12 protein-coding genes are annotated in these 14,861 nt (G+C 66.6%); 5 read left to right on the plus strand and 7 right to left on the minus strand.

What is annotated here, in order from left to right; genetic code table 11:
* The first annotated feature begins 7 nt into the window (after positions 1-7).
* The 4 genes from GGR61_RS00690 (at position 8) to GGR61_RS00705 (ending at position 5,153) form a co-directional block, all read left to right on the plus strand.
* Positions 8-907, plus strand: coding sequence for a hydrogen peroxide-inducible genes activator (locus GGR61_RS00690; RefSeq protein WP_184406106.1), 900 nt, complete (start codon positions 8-10; stop codon positions 905-907).
* Positions 908-995: 88 nt separating this feature from the next.
* Positions 996-2,684: an ABC transporter ATP-binding protein gene (locus GGR61_RS00695; RefSeq protein WP_184620122.1), complete on the plus strand. Its 1,689-nt coding sequence runs from the start codon at positions 996-998 to the stop codon at positions 2,682-2,684.
* Positions 2,668-3,753: an HlyD family efflux transporter periplasmic adaptor subunit gene (locus GGR61_RS00700; RefSeq protein WP_184620123.1), complete on the plus strand. Its 1,086-nt coding sequence runs from the start codon at positions 2,668-2,670 to the stop codon at positions 3,751-3,753. Before GGR61_RS00695 ends, GGR61_RS00700 begins: the two co-directional genes overlap by 17 nt.
* Entirely contained in the window at positions 3,750-5,153 is a 1,404-nt protein-coding gene (locus GGR61_RS00705; protein WP_184406101.1) for a TolC family protein, read from the plus strand. Before GGR61_RS00700 ends, GGR61_RS00705 begins: the two co-directional genes overlap by 4 nt.
* 129 nt (positions 5,154-5,282) lie before the next feature.
* Here GGR61_RS00705 and GGR61_RS00710 read toward each other — a convergent pair whose 3' ends face one another.
* From GGR61_RS00710 to hrcA, 7 genes are all read right to left on the minus strand, one after another.
* Positions 5,283-5,549 (minus strand): hypothetical protein, encoded by a 267-nt coding sequence (locus GGR61_RS00710; RefSeq protein ID WP_184620124.1) that lies wholly within the window; start codon positions 5,547-5,549, stop codon positions 5,283-5,285.
* Between the two features lie 134 nt (positions 5,550-5,683).
* On the minus strand, positions 5,684-6,811 hold the full coding sequence (locus tag GGR61_RS00715) for a prephenate dehydrogenase (RefSeq protein ID WP_184620125.1): 1,128 nt from the start codon (positions 6,809-6,811) through the stop codon (positions 5,684-5,686).
* Positions 6,808-7,716, minus strand: a complete 909-nt coding sequence (gene pdxY / locus GGR61_RS00720) for a pyridoxal kinase (RefSeq protein ID WP_184620126.1) — start codon at positions 7,714-7,716, stop codon at positions 6,808-6,810. The genes GGR61_RS00715 and pdxY overlap by 4 nt, the downstream gene beginning before the upstream one ends.
* Before the next feature lie 333 nt (positions 7,717-8,049).
* Positions 8,050-9,180 carry a molecular chaperone DnaJ gene (gene dnaJ, locus GGR61_RS00725; RefSeq protein WP_184406095.1) on the minus strand — a complete coding sequence of 377 codons (1,131 nt, stop codon included), beginning with the start codon at positions 9,178-9,180 and terminating at the stop codon, positions 8,050-8,052.
* A 159-nt stretch (positions 9,181-9,339) separates the two neighbouring features.
* Positions 9,340-11,265: a molecular chaperone DnaK gene (dnaK, locus tag GGR61_RS00730; RefSeq protein ID WP_184406093.1), complete on the minus strand. Its 1,926-nt coding sequence runs from the start codon at positions 11,263-11,265 to the stop codon at positions 9,340-9,342.
* Positions 11,266-11,407: 142 nt separating this feature from the next.
* The gene (gene grpE, locus GGR61_RS00735) at positions 11,408-11,926 is read right to left on the minus strand and encodes a nucleotide exchange factor GrpE (RefSeq protein ID WP_184406092.1); all 519 of its coding nucleotides are present in this window, start codon (positions 11,924-11,926) and stop codon (positions 11,408-11,410) included.
* A 99-nt stretch (positions 11,927-12,025) separates the two neighbouring features.
* Positions 12,026-13,078, minus strand: coding sequence for a heat-inducible transcriptional repressor HrcA (gene hrcA / locus GGR61_RS00740; protein WP_184620127.1), 1,053 nt, complete (start codon positions 13,076-13,078; stop codon positions 12,026-12,028).
* A gap of 116 nt (positions 13,079-13,194) precedes the next feature.
* Between hrcA and recN the strand changes: the two genes are divergently transcribed.
* Entirely contained in the window at positions 13,195-14,859 is a 1,665-nt protein-coding gene (recN, locus tag GGR61_RS00745) for a DNA repair protein RecN (protein WP_184620128.1), read from the plus strand.
* Positions 14,860-14,861 lie beyond the last annotated feature (2 nt).

The raw sequence follows: 14,861 nt of genomic DNA on the forward strand, positions 1-14,861 counted from the left end.
GTGACTTATGCCGCGCCCCAGAACCACCATTCGCCAACTCGGCTATTTCGTTGCGCTGGCCGACACCGGCAGCTTCACCCGCGCCGCCGAGCAGATGGGCGTGTCGCAACCGTCGTTGTCGCAACAGATTCGCGCGCTGGAGACCATCATCGGCGCGCCACTGTTCGAGCGTGGCGTACCCGCCATCCTGACGCCGCTGGGGCGCGACCTGCTCGATCGGGCGCGCAGCATCCTGCTGGACGTGGCCGATCTGGAAGAGGTGCGCGCGACATCGGCCGACACCTTGATCGGCACCATCCGGCTCGGCGTGTCGCCCACGCTGGGCGCGTACCTGATGCCGAGTCTGGTGGCGCGCCTGCACCGCGATCATCCGGCGCTGCGCGTGCATGTGCGCGAAGGCCTGCCGACCGTACTCGCCAGCGGCCTGACCAACGGCGTGCACGACCTGATCCTGGCCCAGTTGCCGGTAGCCGGACGCGGCTTGCATAGCGAGCGGCTGTTCCGCGAACCATTGCACGTGACCATGGCCGCCGATCACCCGCTGCGCGCCAAAACCTGCATCACCCCCGCCGATCTGCGCGGAACCAATCTGCTGACCTTGATGCCGGAATACCGCCTGGCCGAGCAGGTCGCCGCCATCGCCATGGATGTCGGCGCCAATGTGCTGCGCGATTACGAAGGAACCAGTCTGGATGCGATCCGGCAGATGGCCGGCATGGGCATGGGGTTGGCACTATTGCCGGACCTGTACGTGCGCCAGGAAATCCGCGAAGGCGACGATGTGGTGGTGCGCCCGATCAAGGGCGGTCGCTATTACCGCGAAATCGGGCTGCTGTGGCGGCAAGGCGCAGGGCGTGCGCCAGCGTTCGGCTTGATCGCAAATTTGCTGCGCGCAGCAGCCGCATAGGAAAATCCTATACAACGGATAAGCGCTCCGGCCTTGTCCTATCGCGGCAACTCGTCAATGCTTCACTGAACCCATCAATGGAAGTTCAATGGCGTCAAAGCGGATCGGATGGCGGGAAGCGGTGGGCTGGCTGGCGGAAATCGTCGGGCCGGACATGCCGTATGTGCGTCTTGCCCTGGTGTACGGCGTGGCGATCAGCCTGCTGTCGCTGGCCACGCCCATCTCGGTGCAGCTGCTGATCAACAGCGTCGCCAACACCGCGCTGCCCACGCCGCTGTGGACGTTATCGGGCCTGCTGCTGGGGCTGCTGCTGCTGGTTGCGTGCCTGAGCGCGATGCGGGTGTGGATGATGGCGCTGTTCGAGCGCCGCCTGTTTGCGCGCGTGGTGGCCGAGATCACGGTGCGCGCGGTGCATGCGCAGAACCCCTTCTTCGCCGACCAGAACCGCGGCGATGTGTTCAACCGCTACTTCGATCTGGTGGTGGTGCAAAAAGCGGTGCCCAGCCTGGCGATCGGCGCGTTCACCATCGTGCTGCAGTCGGCGGTGGGCCTGGTCGTCACCAGCTTCTACCACCCGTTCTTCCTCGGGTTCAACGCCTTGCTGCTGCTGATCATCTTCGCGATCTGGATGATCTGGTCGCGCGGTTCGATCCGCACTGCGGTCGACCTCAGCCACGCCAAGCACAATGCCGCGCACTGGCTGGAAAGCGTCGGCGGTTCCAACGGTTTCTACAAATCAAGCCGTCATCTCAATTTTGCGATGGATCGTTCCGAGGCGGTCACTGCGGCCTACGTCGACCGGCACCGGCGGCATTTCCGCTACAGCTTCACCCAGACGGTCGCGTTCCTGCTGCTGTACGCAGTTGCCAGCGCGGCGCTGTTGGCGCTGGGCGGCAGCCTGATCCTGCGCGGCGAGCTGTCGATTGGCCAATTGGTGGCGGCCGAGCTGATCCTCAGCGCGGTGTTCTATGGCATCGCACAGCTCGGCGCGTACCTGGACACTTTCTACGACCTGGTCGCCAGCGCCGAGGAATTGTCGCTGCTGTACGCCATTCCGCAGGAACGTGCCGTCGTGGCGGCCGGCAAGATCCCCGGCAACAGCGCGGTGCGGCTGGATGGCGTGGTGATCGAGGGGGCGCGTTTCGATTTCACCCTGGACGCCGGCGAGCACCTGGTGACGCTGGCCGATGGCGGCGCCGAGCGGCTGCTGGCGATGGTGCTCAAGCGCCATGTGGTGCCGGATCGCGGCCTGGTGATGGTGGGCGGCGCGGACCTGGCCACCTTCGACATGTACCTGCTGCGCTCGGAAGTCACCGTGCTCGATCGACCGACGATCGTCGAGGTCACCATCCGCGAGTATCTGGCAATGGCCTCGGCCGACGTGAGCTCCGAAGCGATGCTGGAAGCCATCGACACCGTGGGGCTGCGCGCACGCATCGCCGCATTGCCGCAGGGTCTGGACACGCGTCTTGCCGCATCCGGCTTCCCGCTATGGATCGGCGAAGTGATGGCGCTGAAGTTGGCCAACGCCTTGCTGGTGCGCCCACGCGTGCTGATGTTGTCGCAGCTCTACGACCTGCTCCCCGCAGAACGCCTGACCCGCGTGCTGGGGCGCCTGAAGGAGGCCGGCACCACCGTGCTGCTGTGCACCGGCAGGCCGGAAGACATCACCCTGGATGGCTGGTTCCGCCTGGAGCCCGAGCGCCAGCAGCGCTACGCCACGCGCGCCGAACTGATCGCATCCACCCAGGAGGCCACCAATGCAGCACGCCCCTGATCGGATCGCGCACTTCCCCACGCTGGCCTCGATGCGGCCACCGAGCATCGCCAAGGCGCTGGCCTGGATGCTGTTGATCGGCGTCGCCATCGCAGGCGCGATCCTGGCGTTCGCGCCGTGGGTGCAGACCGCCAGCGGCAAGGGCCAGGTGGTCTCGCTCGACCCGGGCGACCGCCAGCAGCAGGTCACCGCCTTCGTGCCCGGCCGTGTCGAGCGCTGGTATGTGCACGACGGCCAGCACGTGTCCAAGGGCGACCCGATCGCACGCGTCGGCGACCTGGACCCGGATCTGCTCACCCGGCTTGCCAGCGAGCGCGCGCAGGTCGCGGCGGAAATCGCCGCCATCCAGCAATCGCGCGCGGTTGCCGGCATCGACGTGGAGCGCAGCCGGCAATTGCTCGCCGAAGGGCTGGCCGGCCGCCGCGATTACGAGCTGACCCAGATCAAGGTGGCCGAAGCCGATGCCAAGCTGGCGGAGTCGCGCGCCAAACTGACCCGCATCGACATCCAGTTGAACCGCCAGTCCGCGCAGCTGGTGCGCGCGCCGCGCGATGGCCGCGTGCAGCAGCTCAACGCCGCCAGCGGCAGCGCCATGGTTTCGCCGGGCACGGTGCTGGCGGTGATCGCGCCCGAGCGCGTGGAGCGTGCGGTGGAGCTGTATATCGATGGCCGCGATGTGCCGTTGATTCGTCCCGGCCGCCCGGTACGCCTGGAGTTCGAAGGTTGGCCGGCGATCCAGTTCAGCGGCTGGCCGTCGGTGGCGCACGGCATGTTCGATGGCCGCGTGCGCGCGATCGACCCCAATGCCGCCCCGGATGGGCTGTTTCGCATCCTGGTCGAGCCGCAACCGGGCAAACCGGCGTGGCCGGCGCAGGAATTCGCCCGCCAGGGTGGCAAGGTGCGCGGCTGGGTGCTGGGGGAGACGGTGCGGGTGGGCTACGAACTGTGGCGCCAGCTCAACAACTTCCCGTTGGAATTCGGCCGGCGCCCCTCTGCCACCACGCAGGACGCTGGCAAGGCCAAGCCTGCCGCCGACAAGTCCGAAGACGACACGACGGGCAAGAAATGATGCGGCATCTGCTTGTCCTGCTGATCGCACTCTGCCCCGGTGCGGCCTTCGCACAGGCCGCGCCGCTCAGCCTGGATGAGGTGCTGCACTCCTCGGCCCGCTCTGCGCCGCAGATCGTCGAAGCGCTGGCGAAGGTTCGCCAGGCCGAAGGCAAAGGGATATCGGCCGACGGCGCGTTCGACACCGTGTTCGACATCGAAGGCCGCTCGCGCGAGGCCGGCTACTACGACGGCAGCACCATCGAAAGCGGCGTCAAGCGACCGTTCGAGAACAACGGCGGCTATTACTACGGCGGCTACCGCTCCTCGCGCGGTGCGTTCCCGGTCTACGAAGACAAGTCGTATACCGATCGCGGCGGCGAAGTGAAGGTTGGCGCGTTGTACGCGCTGTTGCGCGACCGCGTGGTGGACGAACGCCGTACCCGTCGCAGCGTCGCCAGCGCCGACATCAACGTGGCGCAGTACGAAGCGGAGATGGTGGCGATCGGCGTGCAGCGGCGCGCCGTGGACGCCTACCAGAGCTGGGTGGCGGCCGGCCTGAAACTGCGTGCGTACAACGACCTGCTGGCGTTGGCAGAGCGGCGCCGCAACGCGATTTCGCGGCAGGTGACGCTGGGTGCGCGGCCGACCATCCTGCTGACCGAAAACGACCAGAACCTGGTGCGCCGACGCGCGCTGGTGGTGCGCTCGGAGCAGGACTTCGCCAACGCGGCCAATGCCTTGTCGCTGTATCTGCGCGACGATGCCGGCATGCCGCTGATCGTCTCGGCCGAGCGCCTGCCTGCCGATACCTCGGCGCTGGAAGGCCTGGCCGGTGCCAGCAAGATCACCGCGCCGGTCGAGCGCCCCGATTACCGCGCCGTGCTGACCCGCATCGACCAGGCCACCGCGCGACTGATGCTGGCGCAGAACGATCTCAAACCGCGCCTGGACGTGAGTTTCGAGGTCAGCAAGGATCTGGGCGCCGCCGGCGTCGGCGGCCCGAACCGCTCGCCGACCGACGCCATCATCGGCTTCCGCTTCAGCGTGCCGCTGGAAAACCGCTCCGCCAAAGGCCGCGTTGCCGAAGCGCGTGCCGAAATCGAAGCGCTGGACCAGCGCAGCCGTTACCTGCGCGACCAGATTACGGTGGAAGTGGAATCGATCGTCATCTCGCTCAACGCCGCCGAGCGGCTGGCCAAGATTGCCGATGAAGAACGCGGCCTCGCCGACCGCCTGGCCGCCGCCGAACGGCGCCGCTTCGAGCTGGGCTCGGGCGATTTCTTCCTGGTCAACCAGCGCGAGGAAACCGCCAACGACGCGCGTGTGCGCTTGATCGATGCGCAGGCACGGATTGCATCGGCACGCGCAGAGTTGGCAGCGGCCACCGCGGACCGGGATGCGTTGCAGTTGAGTCGTTGACGCGTTGATGTCTGCGCTGGGCACGCGTGTGCGCATTGCGCCTGCGCCTCAGCCAATTGCGGCGCCTGCAGTGCCTGCGCGGTCGCGCTGCATCCTCCGCCCCGGAACGGGTTCGGCTTGAACGAAGGATCAGGTGCGCATGCCCCTGGCACCACGAATGCGGCGTCTGAAAATCACGAGCGCCGCCAACGCGAGATAGGCCAACGCGGCACCCACGACGAAACCACCCTGGCCAAAGAACCAGAATCGAGCCGAACCACCCGTGGCAATTTCTACAAGGGCCGGAAGCACAGCCCACAGAAAGAGAAAAGCAATAAGCGCAGCGACTGCTCCAAGGAACCAGAGCGCAACTCGATAGATCCGACGCCGCCCGCCCTGCGGTTTCGTTGCGCGCATAGCGTCCTTCCCTTGGCCTTTGCATGGCACGACAAATGCCCGAACAAGCATGCCACACCCGACGATGCCTGGCCTGCCCGGGAACATCGACACGCGAAGCCACCGGTAAGGAGCGCAGCACCCGCCTTCCGCAATCACTTTCCCCGCTCAGGACGATCCAGCACGCGTCCGATCCCGCTCGAATCAATCTCGTTCGCCGCTTCTGCCAATGACTGAAAATCGCTGCCCTCTTCGAACCCGATACGAAAATGCAATTCGCCCAGCGGCGTGCGCGAGGAATGGATCGAGGACAGATTCACTCCATGCTGTTCGAACACATGCAGCAACGCGCGCAGCGAACCGGGCTGGTCTTCCGGCAGATACACGCTCAAGGTCAGCGGTTCGGTGAGATCGGCCAGCAGGTAGCCCACCCGTTCGTAGGTGTAGTTGCCGGCGGCAAGCGAATCGCCTTGCAGCGCCTGCGCGTTGTCGTCGAGAAACCTGCTGCGGAACTGCGCACGCGCCGCATCGTCGCCTTGTGCCACCAGCGCGCGCAGTTCCTGCAGCTGCAGCAACAGCCGATCGAGCATTTCGCCGACGTACGGGTTACCGAACTGGATGTCCTCGTAGATCGCGGGATTGAGCGAGAGGATTCGCGCGATCACCGCCGTATCCAGCTCGAACGAGGCCGAGCGATACGGCATCAGCGCGCGCAGTTCGCCGAGCAACGGCGCGTAGTCGCGCAAGGTGCCGGCCTGCGCCAGATGGATGGCGTGCACCATCGCCTGCACCAACGCCATCACGCGGTCGTGGTGCTCGGGCGTGGCGTACACGCATTCGGCCTGCAACGCGGTGCACAGCGTTGTGACCCAGGTGGACCACTGCTGCAGGCGTGCCTCGCAGACCACCATCACCCGCCCTTTCAGCGTCGGCGACTTGGGCGGTGCGGTCATCGGATGCAGGCCGACCACCTCGGCCGGCGAGGCCAGCATCGCCGCGACCGGCGCCTGCTTGATCGAGGTGACGTCCATCCACAACTGCGATGCGGCGCGTGGGCCTGCGAGTTCGACGTAGCGCTGGATCAATGCGGCGGTGTGGCGAATCGGCGCGGCGAAGATCAGCACATCGGCGCGCTGCGCCAGCGTCGCCTCGTCCATGCCGCCGTCATCGGCAGGATCAAACCCGATCACCTCGAGTTGCATGCGTGTGCGCAGAAACTGCGCCAGCCAGCGTCCATAGGCGCCGGCAATGCCGACGATGCCGACGACCGGCTGCGCACTCATGCCAGGCGCTCGACGGCAAAGCGCGGTGCAGCAGCGAGTGCGGCCGGTGCGGCGGCCAGCACGTCGAACTCCTCGTAGCCTGCAGCCAACGTAGCCTCAAGCGCGCTGTGCACACCGCTGAGCGCATGCCCCACCGCCTGCTCGAATGGCACATCGCGCAGCAGGAAACCGATCAACAACGCCATCAGCACATCGCCGGTGCCGGCCACGTCGACCGGCAGATGCGGGCTGGCCCAGCGATACACCGCATCGTTGCTGATCGCCAAGGTCACCAGTTCGCCTGTCGCGCCGGCAACGCTGTGCGCGAGCACCCATTGCGGGCCGCGGGCGAGCAGGACGCGCGCCGCAGCGATGGCATCGTCCTGTTCCAGGCTGGGCATACCGGTCAAGCGTCCCAGCTCGAACGCATTGGGCGTGACCAGCCAGGCATGCGGTAGCAGCCGTTCGGCGAAGACGCGCTCCAGCCCCGGCTCGACGTAGGGTCCGGTATGCGTATCGCCGATCACCGGATCCAGGCAGTAGCGCAGCTGCGGCGCCTGCGGCAGGGTCTGTTCGAGCCAATCGGCGAACGCCTCGCCATTGGCCAGACTGCCGAAGTAGCCGGACACCAGCATGCGGGCACGCTGCGGCAGGCCGCGTTCGGTGGCCCCCAGCAACAGATCGGCCAACCAGTCGGCGGGCAGGATACGGCCACGCAAGGTGGCGTAGAACGGCGCATTGCTCAGCAGCGTGGTGGGCAATTCCGCCACGCGCAGCCCAAGCGCACGCAGCGGCGGCACCGCCGCGCTGTTGCCGGCGTGGCCGTACACCAACTGCGACTGCACCGAGATCACATCGATCGGCGACGGACCATCCGGGCGCTGACGGCGACCGTGGACCAGATGACTGTCGGGGGCATTATTCATCGCAGCATTTTACGCCAGCGCCACGGCGCGCCCACCGTCGATCGATGCGACCGTCGTTCGCTCGCCGCTGCGCGTACCGCCGCCAGATCGGTCTGTGCGCTGCCAACAGTCGATATCGCCCTTACATCTGCGGGCTCCCGCCGCACGAACGCAAATGCCGGCCACCGAGGCCGGCATTCGTATGGAGAACCTCGCTCAGCCGTGCAACTCTCCGGGCATTCGGAAGCGGGCGTCCGCTCCCCCAAATCCCGAATCGCCACGATGGCGCATCATCCCGGCGGGCCCGGCCACGCCGCCCTTGCGATTCCCCAATCCCGACTCCCGATTCCGGCCTCAGGACGTCATCCGATCCCAGAACCCCTTGACGCCATCGATGAAGGTGGCCGACTTGGGCGAATGCTTGCGTGCATCCTCGCCGGTGAAGGTGGCTTCGAACTGCTGCAACAGCTCGCGCTGATCGGCAGTGAGGTTGACCGGGGTTTCGACCACGACGCGGCAATACAGATCGCCTTCGCTGCGGCTACGCACCGAACGCACACCCTTGCCGCGCAAACGGAACAACTTGCCGGTCTGGGTTTCGGCAGGAATGCGGATTTCCGCTTCGCCACCCAGGGTCGCCACGCGCACGATATCGCCGAGCGCGGCCTGCGAAATGCGGATCGGCACCTCGCAATGCAGGTCGTCGCCGTCGCGCTGGAAGATCGCATGCTCGCGCACGCGCACTTCCACATACAGGTCGCCCGGCGGCGTGCCAGCGGGACCGGCCTCGCCCTCGCCTGCCAGGCGGATACGGTCGCCGGTATCCACGCCGGCAGGCACCTTGATCGACAGCACCTTGTCTTCTTCGACGCGACCGGCGCCGTGGCAGACCTTGCACGGATTCTGGATCAGCGTGCCGCGCCCATCGCAATGCGGGCAGCTCTGCTGCATGGCGAAAATACCGCGCTGGATGCGGACCTGGCCGCGCCCATGACAGGTGCCGCACACTTCCACCTTGCCGTCTTCGGACCCGCTGCCGTGGCAGGGCTTGCATTCGATCAGGGTCGGGATCTCGATGCGGCGCTCGATGCCGGCGACGGCTTCTTCCAGATCCAGTTCCAGTACGTAACCGACGTCGGCGCCACGTCGCGCAGCGCGCGGACCGGCGGCGCCACCGCCGAAAATATTGCCGAAGATATCGCCAAAGATATCTCCCATGTCCGGGCCACCCGGCCCACCGCCACCACCACCCATGCCGTGCTCGAATGCCGCATGGCCATGCGCATCGTAGGCGCGGCGCTTGTTGCCGTCCGACAACACTTCATAGGCTTCCTTGCACTCCTTGAACATCGCCTCGGCAGCAGCGTCGCCTGGATTGCGGTCCGGGTGGTGCTTCATCGCACAGCGCCGATACGCCTTCTTCAGCTCTTCGTCGCTGGCGCCACGGGCCACACCCAGCACTTCGTAGTAATCGCGTTTGCTCATAAGCGGGAATTCGGGATTCGTGATTTGAGATTCGTTGAAACGCAAAAGCGGACAGCGCGTGCTGGTCCGCCTTGGCGACGCGACGCGTAAAGGATATCGGGATGGAGATTGGCACGTTCATCGGCTGCCAATCCCCACTCCCGACTCCCAAATCACGGCTTACTTCTTGTCGTCCTTGACCTCGGTGAACTCGGCGTCCACCACGTCGTCGGCGGCCTTGGAGGCCTGCGCATTGCCGCTGGCCGCATCGGCGTTGCCGCCCTGCTCTGCCGCGGCGGCCGCTGCGTACAGCGACTGGCCGGCTTCTTCCAGCGTCTTGCTGCGCGCTTCGATCTGCGCCTTGTCGTCGCTCTTCATGGCGGTCTCAAGATCCGACAGCGCCGCTTCCACCTTGCCGATCACATCGCCACCAACCTTGCTGCCATGCTCGGTGATCGCGGTGCGGGTGGCGTGGATCAGGCCATCGGCCTGGTTGCGGGTCTGCACCAGCTCCTGGAACTTCTTGTCTTCCTCGCGGTTGGCTTCCGCGTCGGCGACCATGCGCTGGATCTCTTCGTCCGACAGGCCCGACCCGGCCTTGATCTCGACCTTCTGTTCCTTGTTGGTCTTCTTGTCCTTGGCCGACACGTGCAGGATGCCGTTGGCGTCGATGTCGAAGGACACCTCCACCTGCGGCATGCCGCGCGGCGCCGGCTCGATGCCGGACAGGTCGAACTTGGCCAGCGACTTGTTGAAGCGGGCCTGCTCGCGCTCACCCTGCAACACGTGCACGGTCACGGCCGACTGGTTGTCTTCGGCGGTGGAGAAGGTCTGCGAGGCCTTGGTCGGGATGGTGGTGTTCTTTTCGATGATCTTGGTGAACACGCCGCCCATGGTCTCGATACCCAGCGACAGCGGGGTCACGTCCAGCAGCAGCACGTCCTTGACGTCGCCGGCCAGCACGCCGCCCTGGATCGCCGCGCCCACGGCCACGGCTTCGTCCGGGTTGACGTCCTTGCGCGGTTCCTTGCCGAAGAAGTCGGCAACCGCCTGCTGCACCTTCGGCATGCGGGTCTGACCGCCGACCAGGATCACCTCGGTGATGTCGCTGGCGCGCAGGCCGGCGTCATTCAACGCGGTGCGGCACGGCTCGATCGACTTCTTGACCAGGTCTTCCACCAGCGCTTCGAGCTTGGCACGGGTCAACTTGATGTTGAGGTGCTTCGGGCCCGAGGCATCGGCGGTGACGTACGGCAGGTTCACTTCGGTCTGCTGGCTGGTCGACAGCTCGATCTTGGCGCGCTCTGCGGCGTCTTTGAGGCGCTGCAGCGCCAACGGATCCTTGCGCAGATCGATGCCCTGATCCTTGTTGAACTCGTCGACCAGGTACTCGATGACGCGGTTATCGAAGTCTTCGCCGCCCAGGAAGGTGTCGCCGTTGGTGGCCAGCACTTCGAACTGCTTCTCGCCGTCGACTTCGGCAATTTCGATGATCGACACGTCGAAGGTGCCGCCGCCCAGGTCGTACACGGCGATCTTGCGGTCGCCGCCGTTCTTGTCCAGGCCATAGGCCAGGGCTGCGGCAGTCGGCTCGTTGATGATGCGCTTGACGTCCAGACCGGCGATGCGGCCGGCATCCTTGGTGGCCTGACGCTGGCTGTCGTTGAAGTAGGCCGGCACCGTAATCACGGCCTCGGTGACCTTCTCGCCCAGGAAGTCCTCGGCGGTCTTCTTCATCTTTTCCAGCACGCGCGCGGAGATTTCCTGCGGCGCCATGCGCTTGGCATCGCTGGTCTGCACCCAGGCATCGCCGTTGTCGTGGGCGAGGATGCCGTACGGCACGTGCGAGATGTCCTTCTGCACTTCGGCGTCGGTGAACTTGCGGCCGATCAGGCGCTTCACCGCGTAGAAGGTGTTCTTCGGGTTGGTCACCGCCTGGCGCTTGGCCGAGGCGCCGACCAGCACTTCGCCGTCCTTGGTGTAGGCGACAATCGACGGCGTGGTGCGATCGCCCTCGGAATTTTCGATGACGCGGGCCTTGCCGCCGTCCATGATCGACACGCACGAGTTCGTGGTGCCGAGGTCAATACCAATGATCTTGCCCATGGATACGCTCCTGATGATTCTGTAGCTGTGTCCGGCGACGCCGGGTCTGGCTGAGATGTGGGGGTGGCGCGCAGCTGTTCAAGCCATCTGTGCGCATCTGTGTTCTAACGACGCGCCCGGCAGTTCAGCCGGGCGCTGGCAATCAGTCGTGCTTGGCCACGACCACCAGGGCCGGGCGCAGCAGCCGCTCATTGAGCAGATAGCCTTTCTGGAACACCTGCACCACGTGGCCCGGGGCGATGCCCTCGGCCTCGCCCTGGCTGATCGCCTGGTGCTGGTCCGGGTTGAACGGCTGGCCGACCGGGTCGAGCAGGGTCAGGCCGTTGTCGGCCGCGACCTTGAGCAGTTGCTTGTAGGTCATGTCCAGGCCATCGCGCAGCGGGCTGGGCTCGGTGCCGGCCGCGGTCAGGCCGGCGTCCAGGCTGTCGAACACCGGCAGCAGCTCGCCCAGCAGCTTCTCGTTGGCGAACTTGCGCGCGTTCTCGACGTCGCGGGCGATGCGCTTGCGCTGGTTTTCCAGATCGGCACGCTCGCGCAGGGCATCGGCCTTGACCAGCGCGATCTCGCTGCGCAGCGCCTCGATCTCGGCCTTGAGCGGATCGGTCTCGGGTGGGTTCTGGGACAGGTCTTCGGAGTCGAATTCGGGGTGGTCTTGGTTCATATGCAGTTCCCGGGCAAGCGGAACGCCCGCCCCAACGTCACCCCGTATGTGGGCGCGCGCGCGCGTTTCAAGCAAAACGATCGTATCGATCGCTACCGCTTATCGCGTGCCGGGCGGTTCCATGGCCGCCCCCAGCACCTGGGCGGCGGTCTGCACCAGCGGAATCACCCGGTCGTAGGCCATGCGTTTGGGCCCGATCACCCCCAGCACGCCCAGCACCTGGCCGTTGGCGGTGTATGGCGCGGTGACCAGCGAGACGTCGTCCAGCGACACCATGCCGGTCTCTTCGCCGATAAAGATGCGCACGCCCGGCGCCTGGATGGTGCGCTCGAGCAGCTGCAGGATCTCGCGCTTGCTGGCGAAGGCCTCGAACAGCTCGCGCAGCCGGTCCAGGTCCGACAGGTCCTGTACGCCCATCAGGCGGGTCTGCCCGGCCATCACCATGTCCTCGGCATCGGCCGGCACCAGCGCCTCGCTGGCCAGGTCCACGCTGTGCGCCAGCAACTGCTCCATCTCGTTCTTGGCCATGCGCAGTTCGCGCAGCAGACTGGCGCGGATATCCGACAGCGCGCGCCCGGCGAACTGCGCATTGAGGTAATTGGCCACCCGCTCCAGCTCGGCCGGCTCATAGGCCCGGCGCGGTTCGATCACCCGGTTCTGCACCTCGTTGTCGGCAAACACCAGGATCGCCAGCACCCGGCGCGCATCCAGCGATACGAAATCGATATGCCGGAACGCAAACTGCTCGCGCCGCGGCGCGCTGACCACGCCGACGAAATGGCTCATCGCCGACAGCATCTGCGAGGCGCTGCCCAGCAACGACTGGGTGCCGTTGCCGCTGGCCAGCTCGGCGCGCAGGCGCCGCACCTCTTCCTCGCCAGGGGGCTGCATCTGCACCAGGCTGTCGACGAATACCCGGTACCCATGCGCGGTGGGCACCCGCCCAGCCGAGGTATGCGGAGAGCTGAGCAGCCCCACGTCCTCCAGGTCGGCCAGGATATTGCGGATGGTGGCCGGGCTGACGTCCAGCCCGGCATGCTGGGCCAGCGTCTTGGAGCCCACCGGCTCGCCATCGCGGATGTAGCGGGCAATCAGCGTCCGCAGCAATTGGCGTGCGCGGGGGTCGAGCGTTGGGGACTGTGACGCGCGCATGGGATCATCCGGTGAGACTGGGCATAGATAATGTCTGGCCCTGCGGTTGGCAAGCGTCTTATTCCCTGCCGGCCCCTCTCACCCTAAGCTTCCCCAAAGCGTTCACACTCGATCCCATGCTCAGACACCTCTCCATCAAGGATTTCGCCGTCGTCCGCGCCACCGAACTGGAATTCGGCCCGGGCATGACCGTGGTGTCCGGCGAAACCGGCGCCGGCAAGTCGCTGATGGTGGACGCGCTGGGCTTTCTGTCCGGGCTGCGCGCCGACAGCGGCGTGGTTCGCCACGGTGCCGACCGCGCCGAACTCTCGGCCGAATTTCAGCTCCCGGCCCAGCACCCGGGCCTGACCTGGCTGTCGGACAACGAACTCGACGACGAGGCCCAATGCCAGCTGCGCCGGATCATCCGCGCCGACGGCGGCTCGCGCGCCTGGATCAACGGCCGCCCGGTCACCTCCTCGCAACTGGCGGAACTGGCATCAAAGCTGGTGGAGATCCACGGCCAGCACGAACACCAGGCCTTGATGGCCCGCCACAGCCAGCTCACCCTGCTCGACGCCTACGCCCGCAACGGCACCCAGCGCGAACAGGTGCGCCAGGCCAGCCAGCGTTGGCAGGCCTTGCTGGACGAGCGCGATGCGCTGTCCGCGCAGGGCGATGTCTCCGATCGCATCGGCTTTCTGGAACACCAGCTCGGCGAACTGGAACGCGAAGACCTGGACCCGGCCGCGATCGCCGCGCTGGACGTCAATCACCGCCGCCAGGCGCATGCCACCGCGTTGATCGGCGCCTGCGACAGCGTGGCCTTGCAGCTCAATGGCGACGAGGGTGCCTCGGCGCTGGGCCTGCTGCAGGACAGCCGCCACGACCTGGCGCGCGTGGCCGAGCACGAGCCGCGCCTGGGCGAGGTGGATGCGCTGCTGGACAGCGCCGTCATCCAGATCGAAGAGGCGCTGGCCCTGCTCGACCGCGTGCGCGACGACCTGGAGGCCGACCCGGCCCAGTTCGAGGCGATGGAGCGCCGGCTCGGCCGCCTGCACGACCTGGCCCGCAAGCACCGTGTCGCCCCGGACGAGCTGGCCGCCCAGCGCGACCGCATGAGCCTGGAAGTGGAAAGCCTGCGCGGCGCCGACGCGCGCCTGCAGCAGCTGGACAAGCACATCGAGGCGGCAATCGACGTCTGGCGCACTGCAGCCAACGCCCTCAGCGCCAGCCGCACGACCGCTGCCGAGGCGTTGTCGGCTGCCACCACCACGCTGATCGGCGAGCTGGGCATGGGCGGCGGGCAGTTCCTGATCCAGCTGCAGCCGCAGGAGACCCTGCGCCCGGACCCCAACGGCGCCGAACGGGTGGAATTCCTGGTCGCCGCCAATGCCGGGCAGCCGCCGCGCGCGTTGCGCAAGGTCGCCTCTGGCGGTGAACTCTCGCGCATCTCGCTGGCGATCGAGGTCGCCGCACTCGGCCTGGACAGCGTGCCGACCATGGTCTTCGACGAAGTGGATTCGGGCATCGGCGGCGCGGTGGCCGATATCGTCGGACAGAAGCTGCGTGCCCTTGGCGAAGAGCGCCAGGTGTTGTGCGTGACCCACTTGCCGCAGGTGGCCGCCAAGGGCCACGCGCACTACCGGGTCAGCAAGGCACCGGTGGACGGCATGACCCAGAGCGCAGTCGAACTGCTCGGCGCGCAAGCCCGCCAGGAAGAACTGGCGCGCATGCTGGGCGGGGTGGAAGTGAGCAAGGAGGCCCGCGCGGCCGCACGCAAGCTGTTGCAGAGCGCCTGAGC

This window comes from Xanthomonas sp. 3058 (assembly GCF_014199765.1).
In the GTDB taxonomy this organism is placed as follows: domain Bacteria; phylum Pseudomonadota; class Gammaproteobacteria; order Xanthomonadales; family Xanthomonadaceae; genus Xanthomonas; species Xanthomonas campestris_B.